This is a genomic window from Vibrio nigripulchritudo ATCC 27043 (assembly GCF_000222685.1).
Lineage (GTDB): Bacteria > Pseudomonadota > Gammaproteobacteria > Enterobacterales > Vibrionaceae > Vibrio > Vibrio nigripulchritudo.
Window position 1 is genome coordinate 50213 of sequence record NZ_AFWJ01000278.1, and the last position, 19224, is coordinate 69436.

Annotated in this window: 19 protein-coding genes; 3 read left to right on the forward strand and 16 right to left on the reverse strand. The window is 46.0% G+C overall.

Features of this window, described 5'->3' with window-relative positions; translation table 11 throughout:
- Window positions 1–170 precede the first annotated feature (170 nt).
- The 13 genes from RH89_RS20770 to yceD all read right to left on the reverse strand — a co-directional run bounded on the left by RH89_RS20770 (window position 171) and on the right by yceD (window position 10662).
- Entirely contained in the window at window positions 171–938 is a 768-nt protein-coding gene (locus tag RH89_RS20770) for a TatD family hydrolase (RefSeq protein WP_004406085.1), read from the reverse strand.
- Window positions 928–1887: a DNA polymerase III subunit delta' gene (gene holB, locus RH89_RS20775; RefSeq protein ID WP_004406086.1), complete on the reverse strand. Its 960-nt coding sequence runs from the start codon at window positions 1885–1887 to the stop codon at window positions 928–930. Before holB ends, RH89_RS20770 begins: the two co-directional genes overlap by 11 nt.
- Window positions 1887–2525: a dTMP kinase gene (gene tmk / locus RH89_RS20780; protein WP_004406087.1), complete on the reverse strand. Its 639-nt coding sequence runs from the start codon at window positions 2523–2525 to the stop codon at window positions 1887–1889. Before tmk ends, holB begins: the two co-directional genes overlap by 1 nt.
- Window positions 2522–3538: an endolytic transglycosylase MltG gene (gene mltG, locus RH89_RS20785; RefSeq protein ID WP_004406088.1), complete on the reverse strand. Its 1017-nt coding sequence runs from the start codon at window positions 3536–3538 to the stop codon at window positions 2522–2524. Before mltG ends, tmk begins: the two co-directional genes overlap by 4 nt.
- Window positions 3535–4341, reverse strand: a complete 807-nt coding sequence (gene pabC / locus RH89_RS20790; RefSeq protein WP_004406089.1) for an aminodeoxychorismate lyase — start codon at window positions 4339–4341, stop codon at window positions 3535–3537. Before pabC ends, mltG begins: the two co-directional genes overlap by 4 nt.
- Window positions 4342–4438: 97 nt before the next feature.
- On the reverse strand, window positions 4439–5683 hold the full coding sequence (fabF, locus tag RH89_RS20795; protein ID WP_004406090.1) for a beta-ketoacyl-ACP synthase II: 1245 nt from the start codon (window positions 5681–5683) through the stop codon (window positions 4439–4441).
- 96 nt (window positions 5684–5779) lie between these two features.
- Window positions 5780–6013: an acyl carrier protein gene (gene acpP, locus RH89_RS20800; protein ID WP_004406112.1), complete on the reverse strand. Its 234-nt coding sequence runs from the start codon at window positions 6011–6013 to the stop codon at window positions 5780–5782.
- A 167-nt stretch (window positions 6014–6180) separates the two neighbouring features.
- A complete protein-coding gene (gene fabG / locus RH89_RS20805) occupies window positions 6181–6915 on the reverse strand; it encodes a 3-oxoacyl-ACP reductase FabG (RefSeq protein WP_004406113.1) in 735 nt (244 codons plus the stop codon).
- Window positions 6916–6942: 27 nt separating this feature from the next.
- Window positions 6943–7866 carry an ACP S-malonyltransferase gene (gene fabD / locus RH89_RS20810; protein WP_004406116.1) on the reverse strand — a complete coding sequence of 308 codons (924 nt, stop codon included), beginning with the start codon at window positions 7864–7866 and terminating at the stop codon, window positions 6943–6945.
- Window positions 7867–7942: 76 nt separating this feature from the next.
- Complete coding sequence (locus RH89_RS20815; protein ID WP_004406117.1) at window positions 7943–8896, reverse strand: beta-ketoacyl-ACP synthase III; 954 nt, start codon at window positions 8894–8896, stop codon at window positions 7943–7945.
- A gap of 5 nt (window positions 8897–8901) precedes the next feature.
- Window positions 8902–9927: a phosphate acyltransferase PlsX gene (plsX, locus tag RH89_RS20820; protein WP_004406118.1), complete on the reverse strand. Its 1026-nt coding sequence runs from the start codon at window positions 9925–9927 to the stop codon at window positions 8902–8904.
- Window positions 9928–9936: 9 nt separating this feature from the next.
- Window positions 9937–10107, reverse strand: a complete 171-nt coding sequence (gene rpmF, locus RH89_RS20825; protein WP_004406120.1) for a 50S ribosomal protein L32 — start codon at window positions 10105–10107, stop codon at window positions 9937–9939.
- 30 nt (window positions 10108–10137) lie between these two features.
- Complete coding sequence (gene yceD / locus RH89_RS20830; protein WP_004406121.1) at window positions 10138–10662, reverse strand: 23S rRNA accumulation protein YceD; 525 nt, start codon at window positions 10660–10662, stop codon at window positions 10138–10140.
- Between the two features lie 138 nt (window positions 10663–10800).
- Between yceD and RH89_RS20835 the strand changes: the two genes are divergently transcribed.
- Window positions 10801–11382 (forward strand): Maf family protein, encoded by a 582-nt coding sequence (locus tag RH89_RS20835; protein ID WP_004406124.1) that lies wholly within the window; start codon window positions 10801–10803, stop codon window positions 11380–11382.
- Window positions 11383–11453: 71 nt separating this feature from the next.
- On the opposite strand, the gene rluC is transcribed toward RH89_RS20835, so the two are convergent.
- Window positions 11454–12404: a 23S rRNA pseudouridine(955/2504/2580) synthase RluC gene (gene rluC, locus RH89_RS20840; protein ID WP_004406126.1), complete on the reverse strand. Its 951-nt coding sequence runs from the start codon at window positions 12402–12404 to the stop codon at window positions 11454–11456.
- A 773-nt stretch (window positions 12405–13177) separates the two neighbouring features.
- Here rluC and rne point away from each other — a divergent pair.
- Window positions 13178–16153 (forward strand): ribonuclease E, encoded by a 2976-nt coding sequence (gene rne, locus RH89_RS20850; protein ID WP_004406129.1) that lies wholly within the window; start codon window positions 13178–13180, stop codon window positions 16151–16153.
- A 296-nt stretch (window positions 16154–16449) separates the two neighbouring features.
- A complete protein-coding gene (locus RH89_RS20855) occupies window positions 16450–18009 on the forward strand; it encodes a SulP family inorganic anion transporter (protein WP_004406133.1) in 1560 nt (519 codons plus the stop codon).
- 40 nt (window positions 18010–18049) lie between these two features.
- Here the strand turns inward: RH89_RS20855 and RH89_RS20860 are convergent, their stop codons facing one another.
- Together RH89_RS20860 and RH89_RS20865 are read right to left on the reverse strand one after the other, a co-directional pair.
- The gene (locus tag RH89_RS20860) at window positions 18050–18646 is read right to left on the reverse strand and encodes a DUF1287 domain-containing protein (RefSeq protein ID WP_004406134.1); all 597 of its coding nucleotides are present in this window, start codon (window positions 18644–18646) and stop codon (window positions 18050–18052) included.
- Between the two features lie 117 nt (window positions 18647–18763).
- On the reverse strand, window positions 18764–19219 hold the full coding sequence (locus RH89_RS20865) for a low molecular weight protein-tyrosine-phosphatase (RefSeq protein ID WP_038146897.1): 456 nt from the start codon (window positions 19217–19219) through the stop codon (window positions 18764–18766).
- Window positions 19220–19224: the final 5 nt, after the last annotated feature.

A 19224-nucleotide genomic window follows, 5' to 3' on the forward strand; every position in this document is an offset into this window, starting at 1 on the left:
CACTTGACATAAGGTAAACAAAAAATAAACACTTGTTATTTTACGTAACAAATTTACAAGTTCTTATTTTTGCTACTTTATTCGCCAACACATATAGTGAACGTCTCACAAAGTTTGATTTGGAATAAAAAAAGGGAGCTTTCGCTCCCTTTTTATCGAATTTGAACTTTTTATCTCAAAAAAAGATTTTGGAAATTTCTGGTGGTTGTTTGAGCAACCTCCCCTAAAGACACGTCTTTTAGCTGCGCAATATACTGAGCGACTTCTACAACGTAAGCTGGTTGATTCTCTTTTCCACGATGAGGAACCGGTGCCAGATAAGGTGAATCGGTTTCAATCAGAAGCCTGTCCATCGGCAGCGCTTTCACCACTTCTTTAAGCTCTGTTGCCGCCCTGAATGTCACGATGCCGGAAACAGAGATATAGAAACCCAGTTCCATTGCCGCCTCTGCGAAGGGTAAATCCTCTGTGAAACAGTGGATGACACCACCACATTTCTGAGCCTGACCATTTCTTAATATACTAAGAGTATCTTCTCTGGCTTCTCGCGTGTGAATGATCAGCGGCTTATTGATTTCAACAGCAAGCTCTACTTGTTGCTCGAATCGCTCGATTTGAAGGGCTTTAGTTTCCGGTTTGTAATGGTAGTCAAGACCCGTTTCACCAACCGCAACAACACGAGGGTGCTTAGCATATTCATGCAACTTCTCGAGTGTAAAATCGCTTTCTACATCTAAAGGATGAATGCCGCACGATGCGAACACATTTTCAAATGGTCGAATCATATCCATCATTTTCGGAAAGCTGTTTAACGTCACGCCCACCGATAATAAGTGCTCAACTTTAGCTTGTTTTGCTTTCTCTACAACATCTGCCACATCGGTGTGCAAATCTTCATAATTCAACTTATCTAAGTGGCAATGTGAATCAACAAACATTTTTCTTCTCGTGTAAATCTAAAAACCACTCTGCAGTCAGTAATTCCGCGTTTAAGCCGGGAAATGTTTTTAACTGGTGAATAAGCTGGTTTACTTCTCGTGTTTTTTTATAAGCAAGATCATAACTCACCAGTTTGGCTAGTGGCTCCACCTGCTTTTCTTGGTTTTGAACGAAGTGACTTTTCTGGATATCAGTCAGGAGAATACTGAGCCAGCCCAGACGTTCAACAGGCGCATCTTTTAAGCTCTTCCAGACTTGACCGAATGACGGTATCGGTTCAGAGAGCTGCTCCACCAGAACGTGGGTCATCTCTAAAAATACCTTTTCCGAACCACTTTCAACAAACGCCTGAGCTGATAGCGGAGCACCGTGAGTAAGCTTTAGCGCTAGTTCACTGACTGGTTTATCGCTATTTTGGTTTAGCCAGCTCATCGCCTGCTGCTGGTCTGGCTGAACAATGTCCCATTGCTGACAGCGGCTCACTATTGTTGGCAACAGTTGATGCTTATCACCTGTCAGTAACAGGAAGACACAGTTTTCAGCTGGAGACTCCAGCGTTTTTAGCAACGCATTAGAGGCAGATTCGTTCATGGCTTCAGCAGGTGCTATAACAATTAGGCGCTTTCCACCCAGTTGAGACGATTCCAGCGCCCAACGATTTGCCTGTCGAATCTGGTCAACCGAGATGGTTTTGCCTTCTTTCTCAGGTGAAATCTGATGGATATCGGGATGGCTGCCTGACTTAGATAAATCACAGCTGTGGCAAAACCCACACGCATCATCGTCTGAGTTTACGCAGACCAAGGCTTCTCCAAATTTTGACGCTAACTGCTCTGCACCAAGACCAGAATGGGCATGACAAAGCAAAGCACCTGTTACGCGATCATTGCGTAGCAGAGCTTGCCAGTGTTCCCAAGTTGTCTGTAGCCAGGGGTATAACGCGTCCATTAGTGCTCCAGGTTTTCAAACCAAGCTTGTAATGCGTTTCGAATGCTGTCTGCCACCTGATCGATGGATTGTTGTGCGTCAACAATAACAACGCTTGAATCTGCATGGGCCATTTCCAGGTAACGATCACGAGTTCGTTCGAAGAAGCTGATGTCCATCTTTTCAATACGATCAAGTTCACCACGACCACGCGCGCGTTCCAATCCGACTTTCGGGTCGATATCGAGGTAAATCGTCAGATCTGGCTTGAATTCACCAAGCGAGACTCGCTTTAATGCGCTCATGGTATCGCGTTCGATTTGGCGACCACCACCCTGATATGCTTGAGACGACATATCGTGCCTGTCCCCTACTACCCAAGAACCACTTTCCAGAGCAGGTTTAATCACCGTCTCGACGAGCTGAACGCGAGCGGCATACATGAGCAGAAGCTCAGAAATGTCCTGTAACGCTTCACCCTCGTGCTCTTTTTTCACCAGAGCACGCATTTTTTCGGCTAACGCTGTTCCGCCAGGTTCCCGCGTATTTACGATGTTTTCAACACCGATCTGTTCAAGCTTTTCTTTTACCGCTTGAATAGCAGTACTTTTACCTGCCCCTTCAAGCCCTTCAATGACGATAAATTTCGCTGGGATCATTTCTTACTTCTTAATACTTTTAAATATTCTCGAACCGCCCGGTTATGAGCAGCAAGGTTTTTACTGAATACGTGACCACCGTGACCACTGGCCACAAAATACAGATAATTACTTTCTTCTGGATTGACCGCCGCATAAATGGACGCGGGTCCCGCCATGGCAATTGGAGTCGGCGGCAGCCCTTTAATCACATATGTATTATACGGGGTCGGCGTTCTTAAATCTTTCTTACGTATGTTGCCATCGTAGCTGTCACCCATACCATAGATTACGGTAGGATCTGTTTGCAGCCTCATCCCTTTATTTAGTCGGTTAATAAAAACCGAAGACACACGCTCACGCTCTTCATCTATGGACGTCTCTTTCTCTATGATAGAAGCCAGAATCAGCGCTTCATAGCTGGATTTAAGCGGAAGCTTTTCTTGCTTCCCATCCCAGGCACTGCTCAATACGCGATTTAAATCTCTGTTCGCACGCTTAAGAATATCCAGATCAGAGGTGCTAGCGGTATAGTGGTATGTCTCCGCGAGGAAAAGACCTTCTAGCTTTTCACCACCAATCTTGAGCGCTTGTGCAATTTCTGCTTCCGTTTTGTCTTTCGTTAAATGACGAAGATGTTCAGAACCGTCCAAGACCGCTCGCCACTCTTTAAACGTCGTTCCTTCTACAAAGGTGATGGAAAACTGGTGTTCTTTTCCTTCACCTAAAAATTTCAGCGCATCACTTAGTGAAAGCGACGCCGGTAACATAAACGTTCCCGCTTTAACGTTAACTAATTCTGGGTACAAATGGCGGATTAACTTAGAAAATGGGCTTGGAGCAATCAATTCTGTCTGCTCCAGTTTCGTCAATACGCCCTGAAAGCTGGTGCCAGATTTAATGGTGATGAGTATAGGCTGAGCATTTTCTAAAGTTTGACCAACATAGTTTTTAGCCTGTTGACTGACGTAAAGCCCACCAGCGATCAGTACTGCGATGCCGAGAGCCAAAACAACCGCAATCTTTTTAATCACGTTAAAAATATCTCCTGAAATGTTTTGGTAATTGGACCGATTTCAAACTCAGTCTCGTTTATTTTTGTCACGGGGCAAATTTGTAGAAGAGCATTAGTGATGAAGACTTCTTTTGCATCCAAGACCTCTTCCATAGAAAACGAGCGCTCAACGAGCGTCATACGCCTACTCATGGCTTCTTCAATCACCTGTTTTCGCATGATGCCTGCAACACCAGCCAGGTGAAGCTTAGGTGTGCAGAGCCTGAATCCATCATCTAGCCAAAACAGATTCGCAACACTAGTTTCTACGACATTACCATCAATATCGCAGACGATCGCATCTTTCCAGCCATTTTTCTCGACTTCAGACTTAGCCAGAACCTGTTCCAGTCGATTGTTATGCTTTAGCCCCGCGAGTAAAGGCTGATGGCCAAGCTGAGTTTTGCACTCGCCTAACTCAATGCCTTCACGAACCCATTTGTTGTAATGCGCAGGAAACGCAAAAGCCGTTACTGTAACGGCTGGAGCAGAAGTACCTTCTGTTCCGTAGCCTCTGCCCCCTGTCCCGCGACTGATATGGATTTTTAAGCCTGCTTTTTCATCATCTAAAGCGACTTTGTTACACCATTCATAAACTTGTTGCCAATTCGGAGCCGGGATTTTTAACACCGTCAGGCATTCTGCCAGACGTTCTTTGTGGTAATTCCAGGATTGAATCTGCTTTTTACAGGTCAATAGTGTCGAAAAGCATCCATCTCCATATTGGAAGCTTCGATCGGTAACAGAAAAGAGTTCTTGTGGTCGTCCGTTGACGAGAATCATAGCTACTCCATATAAACAAAAGCGGCTCAATGCTAAGCATCAAGCCGCTTTAAAACAAGCTTAACTATACTACTCTATCGATTCTTTTAGAATCGCATCAGATCTTTTTGAAGATCAGACAGCCGTTTGTTCCACCGAAACCAAACGAGTTACACAAAGCGTATTCGATATTCACATCGCGCGCCGTATGTGGAACCAGATCGATACCTTCAGTACCTTCGTCTGGGTTGTCCAGGTTGATTGTTGGTGGCACTTTCTGATCGACCAGAGCCAAAGCAGTGATGATGGCTTCTACAGAGCCAGCTGCACCCAACAGGTGACCGATCATAGACTTGGTAGAAGACACGAGTACTTTTTCAGAACCAGCTTCACCAAGAGCACGTTTGATGCCTTTGATTTCTGCAATGTCACCCGCTGGTGTTGAAGTGCCGTGCGCATTCACATAACCGATTTGTTCACCAGTTACGCCTGCGTCACGCATTGCTGCTTCCATTGCCAACGCGCCACCAGAACCGTCTTCACTTGGAGAAGTCATGTGGAAAGCGTCACCGCTCATACCAAAGCCGACAAGCTCACAGTATATTTTCGCACCGCGCGCTTTAGCGTGTTCATACTCTTCAAGTACCATCATGCCAGCACCGTCACCAAGAACGAAACCGTCGCGATCTTTGTCCCATGGACGTGATGCTTTCTGAGGTTCATCGTTACGCGTGGACAAGGCTTTTGCAGCACCAAAACCGCCAATACCAAGCCTGGTCGATGCTTTCTCTGCACCACCCGCTACCATGGCATCTGCGTCTCCGTATGCAATCATACGTGCCGCATGTCCGATATTGTGCAAACCTGTTGTACAAGCGGTTGAAATAGCAATGTTAGGACCACGAAGACCTTTCATAATAGAAAGGTGACCCGCAATCATGTTAACGATGGTTGAAGGTACAAAGAATGGGCTGATTTTACGTGGACCCTTTTCGTATAGCGCAGTGTGACCAGCTTCGATTAAGCCTAGACCGCCGATACCCGAACCAATGGCAACACCCACTCGAGGACCATTTTCTTCGGTAACCGCCAGACCTGAGTCATCAAGCGCTTGAATACCCGCAGCAATGCCATACTGGATGAACAAATCCATCTTACGGGCGTCTTTTTTAGACATGTACTCTTCGCAGTTGAAGTCTTTGACCAAACCTGCAAAACGAGTTGAAAATTCGGAAGTATCAAAGTGATCGATATCGACGATACCACTCTGACCTGCTAGCAGGGCTTTCCACGATGATTCTACAGTGTTGCCTACCGGTGACAACATACCCATGCCAGTGACAACTACACGACGCTTGGACACGATATAACTCTCCGGAGTTGAAATTGATAAAGTGAAAGGATAGAAGATAGACGATAAAAACTCAGGCGGTCAAGGATGACCGCCTGGGAGTGCAAATTACTGAGCGCTGTTCACGTAGTCAATTGCAGCTTGAACAGTAGTGATTTTCTCAGCTTCTTCGTCTGGAATCTCAGTGTCGAACTCTTCCTCTAGAGCCATAACTAGCTCTACAGTGTCCAGAGAATCAGCACCTAGATCGTCAACGAAAGAAGCTTCATTCTTAACTTCTGCTTCGTCTACACCTAGCTGTTCAACAATGATTTTCTTTACGCGTTCTTCGATGTTGCTCATTTTTCTTTTCCTTTACAGACTTCGCTTTATGCGATGTTTTCCGTAGTTTATTCAAACTTTTAAAAGTTGCAAGGGTGTCCTTGCTGGTCAAACCACAATTTGCGCGATTTTTCCCGAAATTCGGTACATTTTTGACCTAAATCATGCATAAATCAATTACGCAAGACTTAAACCATGTACATACCGCCGTTTACATGCAGGGTTTCACCTGTAATATAAGCCGCTTCTGGTGATGCTAAAAACGCCACTGCAGATGCGATCTCACGCGGGTCACCAAGACGACCGGCTGGTACCGCTGATAGTGTAGCAGCACGTTGCTCATCATTCAGCGCTTTTGTCATATCAGTTTCAATAAAACCTGGTGCAACTGTGTTCACTGTCACACCACGAGACGCAACTTCACGTGCCATCGACTTAGTAAAGCCGATTACACCCGCTTTAGCAGCCGCGTAGTTTGTCTGACCAGCGTTGCCCATAGTACCAACAACCGAACCAACATTGATGATACGTCCGTTACGTTTTTTCATCATACCGCGAAGTACCGCTTTAGATAAGCGGAAGATCGAAGTTAAGTTAGTATCCATGATGTCTGTCCACTCATCATCTTTCATACGCATCAGCAGGTTATCACGTGTGATACCCGCGTTGTTTACTAAGATGTCCAGCGCACCAAACTCATCATTGATGGTTTTAAGAACAGATTCAATAGATTCCGCATCAGTCACGTTCAGAGCAAGACCTTTACCGTTCTCACCAAGATACTCACTGATCGCTGCCGCACCGTTCTCGCTTGTTGCAGTACCAATTACTGTGGCACCACGTTCTACCAAAAGTTCAGCGATTGCACGACCAATACCACGGCTTGCACCTGTAACCAGTGCAATTTTGCCTTCTAGATTCATCATGTTGATTATTCCTTAAATTTAAAACTACTTAGCCGCTTCTAACGTTGCTGCGTCATTTACAGCTGCACCGCTAAGCGTTTTCACGATTCGTTTTGTAAGACCAGTCAGCACTTTACCTGGACCCAATTCGTATAATTTTTCAATGCCTTGCTCGCTCATCTTCTCGACGCCTTCAGTCCAGCGAACCGGGCTGTGAAGCTGACGAACCAGTGCATCTTTAATTTTTGAAGGATCGGTTTCAGTCGCCACGTCAACATTATTGATAACAGGAATGCTTGGCGCGCTGAATTCGATCGCTTCCAATGCTTCAGCCAATTTATCAGCGGCTGGCTGCATTAGCGCACAGTGAGAAGGAACGGAAACAGGAAGCGGCAAGGCACGCTTAGCGCCCGCTTCTTTACACAATGCACCTGCACGCTCAACTGCGTCTTTGTTACCTGCGATAACAACCTGACCAGGAGAGTTAAAGTTTACAGGTGAAACAACTTCACCTTGAGCAGCTTCTTCACACGCTTTCGCAATCGCATCATCCGCTAAGCCGATGATAGCGTACATTGCACCCGTACCTGCTGGTACCGCTTCTTGCATAAGGCGACCGCGTAGCTCAACCAGTTTAATGGCTTCTTTGAAATCGATAACGCCCGCACAAACCAGTGCAGAGTATTCACCCAAGCTGTGACCCGCTAGCATTTCTGGTGCTGCAAAGCCCTGCTCTTGCCACACACGCCAGATGGCAACAGAAGATGCCAGTAATGCTGGTTGAGTGCGGAATGTCTGATTCAGATCTTCAGCCGGACCATTTTGTACCAGAGCCCAAAGATCGTAGCCTAGAGCGTCAGAAGCTTCTGCAAATGTATTTTTTACTACTTCATGTTGCTCGCCTAGTTCAGCCAGCATGCCAACAGCTTGTGAGCCTTGACCTGGGAATACAACAGCAAACTTGCTCATCGTAAAGTTCCTTTAAAGCAATGCAATAAAATTGAAAATGCCAGACAGCAGGTAACTGGCTGCCTGGCAGAAATGATTAGAATCGAACGAGCGCCGATCCCCATGTAAAGCCGCCGCCAAATGCTTCAAGAAGAAGCGTCTGACCACGTTGAATTCGTCCATCTCGTACCGCTTCGTCAAGGGCGGTTGGGATGGTTGCCGCAGAGGTATTACCATGGCGATCGAGTGTGACCACCACTTGTTCCATAGGCATAGACAGTTTTTTCGCTGTAGCCGAAATGATTCTTAGGTTAGCTTGGTGAGGTACCAGCCAATCCAATTCAGCTTTTTCCATTTGGTTCGCTTCTAACGTGTCTTTTACCAGACGTGAAAGCTGAGTAACGGCCACTTTAAAGACTTCGTTACCTGCCATATGCAGCCACTTATCCGCTTCTGCATCTTCACGGCTTGCCAAAGGTAAGTTAAGTAGATCACCAAAACGACCATCGGAATGCAGGTGGGTCGATAGAATGCCAGGCTCTTCGCTCTGACCGACTACAACAGCACCCGCACCGTCACCAAACAAAATAATGGTGGAGCGGTCAGTCGGGTCACAGGTTTTGGATAGAGTATCCGAACCAACAACCAAAACATTCTTACACATACCCGTTTTGATGTGTTGATCAGCAACCGATAAGGCATAAACGAAACCTGAACAAGCCGCCGCTAAGTCGAATGCCGGGCAGCCGCTGATGTCAAGTTGAGCCTGTAATTGGCAGGCTGCAGATGGGAAGGCATGACTACCGCTCGTTGTGGCAACGATAATCAGGTCGATGTCTCTGCGATCAATACCCGCCATTTCTATGGCATTTACCGAAGCATGGTAAGCCATGTCCGCTACCGTTTCGTTTTCTGCTGCGATACGGCGCTCTTTGATGCCAGTACGAGTTACGATCCACTCATCACTTGTATCTACCATTTTTTCAAGATCGGCGTTAGTACGCACTTGAGACGGCAGGTAGCTGCCTGTTCCTAAAATTTTGCTATACATGAAGACTAATAATGCCTCTCGAGTAAAACCGCTTCCAAACGATCGCTAATCCGGCTGGGAACCTGTCGTTTGACCTCGTGTACTGCTTCGCCAATCGCGTTGACGACTGCAGATACGTCAGCACTTCCATGACTTTTAATGACAATGCCGCGCAATCCTAACAAACTTGCGCCGTTATACTGGTCGGGGTTCAGTTTTTTTAGCTCATCCATTAGCCCACCGAACAATTTTCTTGCAATCCAGGCTTTTATACCCGAACTTCCAAGCTGGCTTTTCAACTTATCTATAAAAAGATGAGCAACCCCTTCCGTTGTTTTGAGACAAACATTGCCGACAAATCCATCGCATACGACCACATCGGCTGAATCATGCAATAACTGATCCCCTTCTACGTATCCTACGTAGTCCACTGCTTCGGTCTCTGAAAGTAATTCGGAGCAGCGTTTTACCAGATCATTGCCTTTGATGTCTTCTTCACCGATGTTTAGAATCGCCACTTTGGGTGTACGAGCCAAGTGCTGTTCAGCGAGTGCACTGCCCATAACTGCAAACTGGAATAAAGTATCGGCATCGCACGATACATTCGCCCCCAAATCCAGCATCCAGGTTTTGTTGCCATTGGCTGTGGGTAATGCGGAGACCAGCGCAGGTCTTTCTATTCCAGGTAACAGTTTTAAGCGAAAACGCGACAACGCCATCAACGCTCCCGTATTTCCGCCACTTACACATGCATCCGCAGATTCATCGGCAACAGAATCTATCGCCAGTTTCATCGAACTGCCATTACTGTTACGCAAAGCCTGAGACGGACGCTCGGTATTGGAGATGGTACGATCGCTGTGTTTGATACTTAAGCGTGAATTTGGGATATACCCAATTCGGGAAAGTTGAGATGTGATCAGATCGCGATCACCAATTAAGATCACTTTTAGCTCTGGGAAATGCGACAATGCCTGCACGGCGGCAGGCACTGTTACGCGGGGACCGAAATCCCCGCCCATTGCATCAAGTGCAACGGTAATAGTTTGCAAAGGTCAACCTTACTTGTTGATAACCTTTTTGCCACGGTAGTAACCGTCAGCAGTCACGTTGTGACGTAGGTGAGTTTCACCTGAAGTTGCGTCTACAGATAGTGCACTAGAAGTTAGCGCATCGTGTGAACGACGCATGCCACGCATTGAACGTGATTTCTTGCTCTTTTGTACGGCCATTGACCCTACTCCTATGTTATTACTTAAAAATTAACGTTTTAAGTCTTTTAAAACATCAAATGGGTTCGGTTTCTCTTCCACCACTTCTTCGGGGATTTCGCCAAACACCAAATTGTCTGAATTAACGCTACAATCCGCTTCGTCGTGCATTGGAACTTGAGGCAAAGATAAGATGAACTCGTCTTCAACCAGTTGTATGAGGTCGACTTCACCGTACTCGTTCAGATCTACCAAATCGTACTCTTCCGGTGCATCCTCTTCACTTTTCTCACTGTAATAAGGAGTATAAGTAAATTGGACTTCGCACTCATGTGCGAAAACTTCATTACAACGTTGACACTCTAAATCGATTTCGACGTTAGCTTTACCAGAGATAACGACTAATCGCTGTTCATCATGCCCAAAGGACAATGAGACTTCTGCGTCACGTTTTACGCCTTCGGCTGTATCGGTTAAGCGTTTGAAAAGGCTAGTTTGGATGATGCCATCGTAATCTAATCTTTTCTGAGCCGCTTTCGCCGGGTCAACCGTTCGCGGTATTTTTACCTTTTGCATAGGGCGCGAATATTATCGTCCAAATCCTCTTGAGTCAAAGAAAAAGGTAAAAAACTTGAGTTTTTTTCCTTACGATTAGGATAAGCGATAAAACTTGGTTTATTCTGCCACAAACCCGTAATTATTCTGACGAAAACCATGACTTCACGCACTTTGATTTTGGCATCCACCTCCCCTTTCAGGCGAGCTATTTTAGACAAGCTTTGTGTACCCTTTGAAGTCGCATCACCCAAATGCGATGAAACGCCTTTAGAGAACGAATCGCCTGAAGATCTTGTTCTACGGTTAGCCGAACTGAAAGCACGCTCTTGTTCAGTAGAATCGGACGCTCTGGTCATTGGTTCAGATCAGATCTGTGTGATCGACGGAAAGATCGTCGGTAAACCTCACACCCGAAAAAATGCGATCAAGCAGCTTACTTCACAAAGCGGTAAAGCCATCACTTTTTACACCGGAGTTGCTCTTTATAACTCTCAAACGGATCAGTGTGATGCGGAGATAGATACCTTTAAAGTTCACTTTCGCGAACTTTCTGCATCAATGATAGAAAATTATGTAGATAAGGAAGCGCCATTATATTGTGCAGGCAGCTTTAAAAGTGAAGGTTTGGGGATTGCACTGTTTGAACGTCTGGAAGGAAAAGACCCAAACACATTAGTTGGTCTTCCGCTCATCACGCTTATTTCAATGCTAGAGAAGCAAGGCTTTCAAGTCATCTAGCCGTCAAACTAGAAAGACCGCGATTCATGCGGTCTTCTTTATATCTGTTTTATGTCTGTGCGATTGGACAGTTAGCTTTTAAGCTTTCGAAGCCCAGCTAACACTTTTTCAAGTTTGTCTCCCATCGGAGCAGAAATATCGACCTTATCTCCACTCCCTGGGTGCTCAAACTTAATGTTTGCTGCATGCAAAAACAAACGGTTCAAACCAACTTTTGCTGTATAAGCATCGAAACGAGGATCGCCATACCGGTCATCCCAGCCAATCGGGTGCCCTGTATATTGCGTATGCACGCGAATTTGGTGGGTTCGACCCGTAATCGGGCTTGCTTGAATCAGGGTTGCTTGCTCGAACTTTTCCAGCACTTTGAAGCGTGTTTCCGAAGGTTTGCCTTTCGGGTTTACCCGAACAATGCTGTTGACTTCATTTTTCAGAAGCGGAGCATTCACGACTCGGCAACTGCTTTTCCACTGCCCCATCACTAGCGCAAAGTAATACTTCTGAACCGTTTTCTCTCTAAACTGAGCCTGTAGATGACGCAGCGCCGAACGCTTCTTCGCCACCAGAAGTATGCCCGATGTATCGCGGTCAATTCGGTGAACCAACTCCAGAAAACGAGCATCAGGTCTCAAAGCCCGAAGAGCTTCAATCGCGCCAAATTTCAAACCGCTGCCACCATGCACTGCAATACCAGACGGCTTATTCAGGATCAGCATATGATCATCTTCGAAAATGATGTGCTGCTCTAGCTCCGCAACTTTGTTCAGCTTAGTGCTCACGGGGGCGGCTTCTGGTTCTGCTGATGTTTTAACAGGTGGAATTCGAACAGTATCACCAGCCTGGAGCTTATATTCTGCTTTGATTCTTTTTTTATTCACGCGCACTTCGCCTTTACGCAAAATGCGATAAATCATGCTTTTAGGGATATTTTTAAGCTGATTGCGCAAAAAGTTATCAATTCTTTGCCCAGCCATGTCGTCGTCGATATCGACGAACTGTACGGAAGTTTTGATTTCGTTCATGACGCGCATTCTAACATTTTCAATCTTTGAAGCTAGATAAAATGAGCGCTAGCAGAGAAGCGAACGACCATTTGGGCAAAAAGCAAAAACTTAGAAAATTGTGCAGTGAAAAAAGTTGTGAATAACTGGTGGGCGAATAAATATACAATTCATTGAGTTTTACTAATTTAACCATTAATAACAGTGAATTACTGAACAGTTAAACTATTCATCTCTCATTTTTTTGATGCTTTCTATGAATCCTGATTGCCCACTTTTCTTTGCACTGCTATAGTTCAGTGCTGCAATGGTCGAATTGATTACATTTTGTACTCATACCGATAAACAGAGCTGTGTTAGGTCAGTTGCGCAGATAACTTTTCCAAGAAACAAGCGTGAATTACATTTTACCGGCAATTCCGGGATCAACTTTTCCGCTATTGGATCTTTTCAAACCGCAACCTTTACCCATTCTCTGTTTCCTTGGTAGCAGAATCCATGAGCAATCAGCAATAAAGAGTAGATCGCTTCTCAGCTTCTATGCAGCAGTCGGCGTCAGACATAGAAATGGAAGTGTCACTTGTCGTTCTACTCTCTTTATTTGTGTTGAGTTATGACTGCCAAATTCGGCAGGTCACACTTTTTAATAAGGTGTGGCAACTGAAGTGTCCGAGAGCATCCCTTCCAGCCGTGAGGTTGCATCGTAAAACCATGGGATCAGACACCACAAGCAAAGTGCTAAACGACAAGCTGAAAAATGAAAACAAAGAAAAAGACAACGAGATTTTTTTACAATGAAAAGAATGTTAATCAACGCAACTCAAAAAGAAGAGTTGCGTGTCGCTTTGGTCGACGGACAGCGACTTTTTGATCTAGATATCGAAAGTCCTGGTCACGAATCCAAAAAAGCGAATATCTACAAAGGACGTATCACTCGAATCGAACCTAGCCTTGAAGCTGCATTTGTAGACTACGGTGCCGAGAGACACGGTTTCCTCCCTCTTAAAGAAATTGCCAAAGATTACTTTCCTGAAGGTTATACCTACCAAGGTCGTCCTAGCATTAAAGAAGTGCTGCAAGAAGGCCAAGAAGTTATTGTTCAAGTAGAGAAAGAAGAACGCGGCAGCAAAGGTGCTGCGCTAACTACTTTCATTTCTCTTGCTGGTAGTTACCTGGTTCTTATGCCTAACAACCCTCGTGCTGGCGGTATTTCACGCCGTATCGAAGGTGATGAGCGTACACAACTGAAAGCGGCGTTAAGCACTCTTGAGCTGCCTCAGGGCATGGGCTTGATCGTACGTACAGCTGGTGTAGGCAAAAGTGCTGAAGAGCTAGAGTGGGACTTAAACGTTCTGCTTAATCACTGGAGCGCAATTAAAGAAGCGTCTGATGCCAATGCAGCCCCTTTCCTGATTCATCAGGAAAGTAACGTCATCGTACGTGCAATTCGTGACTACTTGCGTCGTGATATTGGTGAAATCCTGATTGATAGCAATACCATTTATGAGCGTGCTAAACAGCACATTCAATTGGTTCGCCCGGACTTCATTAATCGAGTTAAGAAGTACGACGGTGAAGTACCGCTATTTAGTCACTACCAAATCGAAAGCCAAATCGAATCAGCATTCCAGCGTGAAGTTCGCCTTCCGTCTGGTGGTTCTATTGTAATCGACCCGACAGAAGCACTGACGTCTATCGACATCAACTCAGCGCGTGCTACTAAGGGTGGTGACATCGAAGAGACCGCGCTAAACACCAACCTAGAAGCAGCTGATGAAATTGCCCGTCAACTTCGTCTACGCGACCTGGGTGGTCTGGTTGTTATCGACTTTATCGATATGACGCCTGTTCGTCATCAGCGTGAAGTTGAGAACCGTCTGCGTGAAGCCGTTCGTTTAGACCGTGCCCGCGTTCAGATTGGTCGTATCTCTCGCTTTGGTCTTCTGGAAATGTCTCGTCAGCGCTTGAGCCCTTCTCTGGCAGAAGCAAGCCATCACATTTGTCCTCGCTGTTCTGGTACAGGTGTGGTTCGTGATAATGAATCACTGGCTCTGTCCGTTCTTCGTCTGATTGAAGAAGAAGCACTAAAAGACAACACATCCCAAGTACTGGCTGTTGTTCCTGTTGCTATTGCTTCCTACCTTCTTAACGAAAAACGTCGCTCGGTGAACCACATCGAGAAACACCAGGAAGTGAAGATCACGGTTGTTCCTAACTCAGATATGGAAACGCCGCACTTCGAAGTAATTCGTGTTCGTGATGGTGAAGAGCAAGATCTGCTTTCCTACTTGGTTCCAAAGAAACTGGAAGCGATGAAAGAAGCAGAAGCGAAAGAATCTGAAGAGCCTTCTCTGAAGCCTAAGAAAATTGAAGAGCCTGCTCTGAAAGGGTTTGCTGCACCGGCACAATCTGCTCCGGCACCGAAACCAGCACCTGCTAAAAAGCCTGAAGCGAAGAAAGAAGAAGATGCTCAACCAGGATTGTTTGGTCGCATTTTCAAAGCTCTGGGTAGCTTCCTGTTTGGCTCTGATGAAGAAGAGCAGAAACAAGAAGAGAAGAAAGAAGAAAGAACGGATAATCGCCGTGGCAACCGTCAGCGTCGTGATCGCAAAGACCAGCGTGAAAACCGCCGTCGTAACTCTCGTGATAACAAAAACCGTAATCGTCGCCGCGATCGAGATCAGGAAGCTGAGGTATCTGAAAACGATACTAAGAAAGCTGCAGATTCTCGTAAGCAAAACCGCAAACCTCGTAACGAGAAACGCACCAAAGACGAGAACAAGAACTCTAAACTAGCGAAAGAAGGTCAGCAGCTAGCCGCTGATGCTCAAGCAACCGCTAAACCAGAGAGAAAAGAGAAGAAAGCGGAACAGGTTAAAGAACGTCGTCAGCGTCGTAATCTTAAGAAACAAGTTCGCGTTAAAGACCAGAAAACGGCAGAAGAAGCTAACACCGAACAGCAACTAAAACAGGCTGCTGAAGTGGAAGCGAAGAAGCCGGAAACAGCAGGTGAAGAAGAGGAAACCAAGCAACGTCGTAACCGTCGTTCACCTCGTCATTTGCGTGCGAGTGGTCAGCGTCGTCGCCGTGGTCGTGATCGCAAGCCGAACCCGTTCCGTCTACGTAAAGGTGGTGTAGCGTCACCTGAGATGGCGATGGGTAAAGTCATGCCTAGATACGATCTTGCTAAGCCAAAACGTCGTAAAGACGACAAGGTTGAGAAGAAAGTTGAACTGGCAGCACCAGTACACGGTGGTTACGCATTCCCAGAAATGGCAATGGGCAAAGTGATCATTCGTCGTGAAGAGGTTGCAGTTGAAGAAAAACCAGTAGCACCTGTGGTTGAAGCTACTCCTGTTCAGAATGATGTTGTTGTAGCGGCAGATAAACCTGAACAAGAAGCAGTATCAGCGACTGAAACTGTAGCACCAGCAGTTGAAACAAAAGCGGAGCCAGAAGCACTGAAAGATGCGCCTGTGGAAACGAATACTGTTGCGGAAACTGAATCAGCACCAGCACTTGAAGTTAAAGAACCAGTACAAGCTTCTTTAGCCGAAGAGTCTGCAGAGCCGATTAAGGTGAAAGTCGCGCATCAGGTGAAATCTCACGTTTCAGCGCCAATGGCAAGTGCGCCAGGCAGCACAGAGATGCGTGAAATTCAGGTCGTTGCTGCACCTTTCCGTACAGAACGCTTCCAGCCAATTGGAGCCGGAGCCGTTTCTGCGAAAAACCGCGCTTCTGCTGAAATGGCAAAGCCTGATTTCAGCTAATCTGAACCAGAAACGAAAACGGGTCGCAAACGCGACCCGTTTTTTTCTTTGCAATATTTAATGGCTATTCTAGGATTCTGGTGTCTGTTCACCTAAACCAGTAAATAAGGTGTCTCGATAGAGAGCGTTATTCACGAAGTCTATTGATTAGTTTGGTATCAATATTGAACTTCATCACGCTTTTCTGTAGGATTCGCCGACTCAAGTGTCGATTATTGAGCTGCTCTTTTAAACAACCTGTTACTCAGCCCCAATAGTCGGAAGTATGTATTTTTAAGCTAATTGACTGAGCTAACATGTTCGAATTTCCACAATTTTCCAAGCATTCCGTAAAAAATGATGTGCTTTCTGGTTTAACCGTTGCACTAGCACTGGTACCAGAAGCAGTTGCATTTGCTTTTGTCGCTGGTGTCGACCCTATGGTCGGTCTTTACGCAGCATTCATTGTTGGTCTGATTACCTCTGTATTCGGCGGTCGTCCAGGCATGATCTCTGGTGCAACTGGTGCAATGGCCGTTGTTATGACCAGCCTGGTTATTTCTCACGGAATCCAGTATTTATTTGCCGCTATCTTGTTAGCGGGTATCCTGCAGATCGCAGCGGGTATCTTCAAGTTAGGTAAGTTCATCCGCATGGTGCCACATCCGGTAATGATCGGCTTCGTAAACGGATTGGCGATTGTCATTTTCCTGGCTCAGTTAGGTCAGTTCAAAGCACCAGACATCGACGGAATGCTAACCTGGTTGCCATCAGACCAGATGTTCCTCATGCTTGGTCTTGTTGCTCTGACTATGGCTATCATCCACTTCTTGCCAAAATTCACCACGGCAGTGCCTTCTTCTCTGGTCGCTATCGTCACGGTGACTGGTTTGGTTGTTGGCTTGGATCTGGAAACGCGCACCGTTGTCGATTTCCTTCGTACTATGTCTGGCGATGAAGCGGCAACGCTGGCTGGCTCACTGCCAACCTTCTCCGTGCCTAGCGTGCCTCTTTCTCTGGAAACACTTCAGGTTATCTTGCCTTACGCCATTATTCTTGCGGCAATTGGCTTGATCGAATCACTACTGACTCTGACCGTTCTGGATGAGATGACAAATACCCGTGGTCAGTCAAACCGTGAATGTGTCGGTCAGGGCATGGCTAACGTTACTTGTTCTATGTTTGGTGCTATGGGTGGCTGTGCGATGATTGGTCAGTCTATGATCAACGTAAACTCAGGCGGTCGTGGTCGTCTGTCGGGTATCGTCGCTGCACTGGCACTTCTGTTCTTCATCCTGTTTGCATCTGACCTTATCGAAATGATTCCGCTGGCAGCATTGGTTGGTGTGATGTTCATGGTGGTTATTGGTACATTCGAATGGGCAACGTTCAAGCTTGCGCGCCGTGTACCTAAGCAGGACTTCTTTGTCATTGTGTTGGTAACTGTAGTAACGGTTCTTACTGACCTCGCAGTTGCGGTTGCGGTAGGTGTGATTGCTTCGGCTCTGATGTTTGCATGGGAACACGCAAAACACATTTACGCGACAAGCAAAATCAACGAAGAAGGTTCAAAGGAATACCACATCAACGGTCCTATCTTCTTTGGTTCAGCAGCGAATTTCCTTGAGCTTTTCGACGCTAAAAATGACCCTGAAGATGTCATTGTGGACTTTGCAGATTCTCGCGTTGCAGACCACTCCGCAATCGAAGCGATCGAAACACTGGCAGAGCGTTATGCCGCAGCAGGTAAAACTCTGCATCTTCGTCACTTGAGCCAGGATTGTAGAGCGCTACTGGATAAAGCAGGAAGCTTGGTTGAAATCAACGTGAAGGAAGATCCAAGCTATAAAGTTGCCACTGATGTGCTAGCTGGCTAATTCAGTTGAGAAAAAAAACCGACGCCATCGCGTCGGTTTTTTATTTCTGAGGGAAGTATCGGTAGTGGCCTGTTATTTGATAATCAAACAACATGTCATCCATCTTGGGACCAAAGCCAATATTGTGAACGATTAACGGTCTCTCCCCATCTTCAGAACGCTGATCAACCACAATGCCAATATGAGGCAAGTTACCGGGAAGCATCCAAGTTACAATGTCGCCAGGTTTATAGTTGGTGCCCTTCTGAGAAACCCTCAGGCTTTCTCCATGACGTTTAAAGTAAGCCTGCAAATTAGGCACGCGTCGGTGGTCTATGTTTTTGTCTGGACGACTTAAACCCCAGATTCGTTTAGATGGGTACTGATCAAAATGGGCTTTGATATCTTCATGCACCCTTTTTTGTAAATCGATATCTAAAGTCCGATAGCTTCGAATAATGACGTCTGTACACACTCCTTTGTTAGGAGCTACATCCCCATTGGGATATGGAATACTCACATAGCTGCCGTCATAGATAACAAAATGTTCTGTACGCTCCATAGCAGCGTCAACCAATTCATTTGGGGAAGCACTGTATGCTCCGCTACTTAGCGCCGCGTAGCACGCCAATAGACCCGCTTTAAATATTCTTGTCATTGCCAGTCCGTCGTTGTGATTTCATGCACAAGCATAACCCGAGCACCTCAGGCTTTGTGCCAGCGAGAAGTAAAATGAGAGTGACCGCAAAATCAAGGTGACGTCATCTTGATAGGTCTAAGATGCAATCTCTTCCAACAGTACGTCACTGGCTTCTTCAATCAAATCGATAACAAGTTCAAACCCTTGCTCACCACCGTAGTAAGGATCCGGTATTTCATCATAGCCACTCTGCCCATAGCTTAAGAACAGCTTGAGCTTATAGCGGTATTGTTGAGGACAGATGTCTTCCAAATCCGATAAGTTGGAATGATCCGCTGCGAGAATAAGGTCGAATTCCTCAAAATCGCTTTGTTCGACTTTCCTTGAGCGAATCCCCTGAAAAGAATAGCCTCTTCTTTTTCCAGCCTGCATGGAACGACTGTCTGGACTTTCACCAATGTGGTATCCAGCTGTACCCGCGGAGTCTACCTGTAAATCAACCCCTGATTGCTTCGCCTTTGCTCTTAGAATCGCTTCTCCGGTTGGTGATCGGCAGATGTTACCTAAACACACCACCAGAACTTTAGAAATCTTTG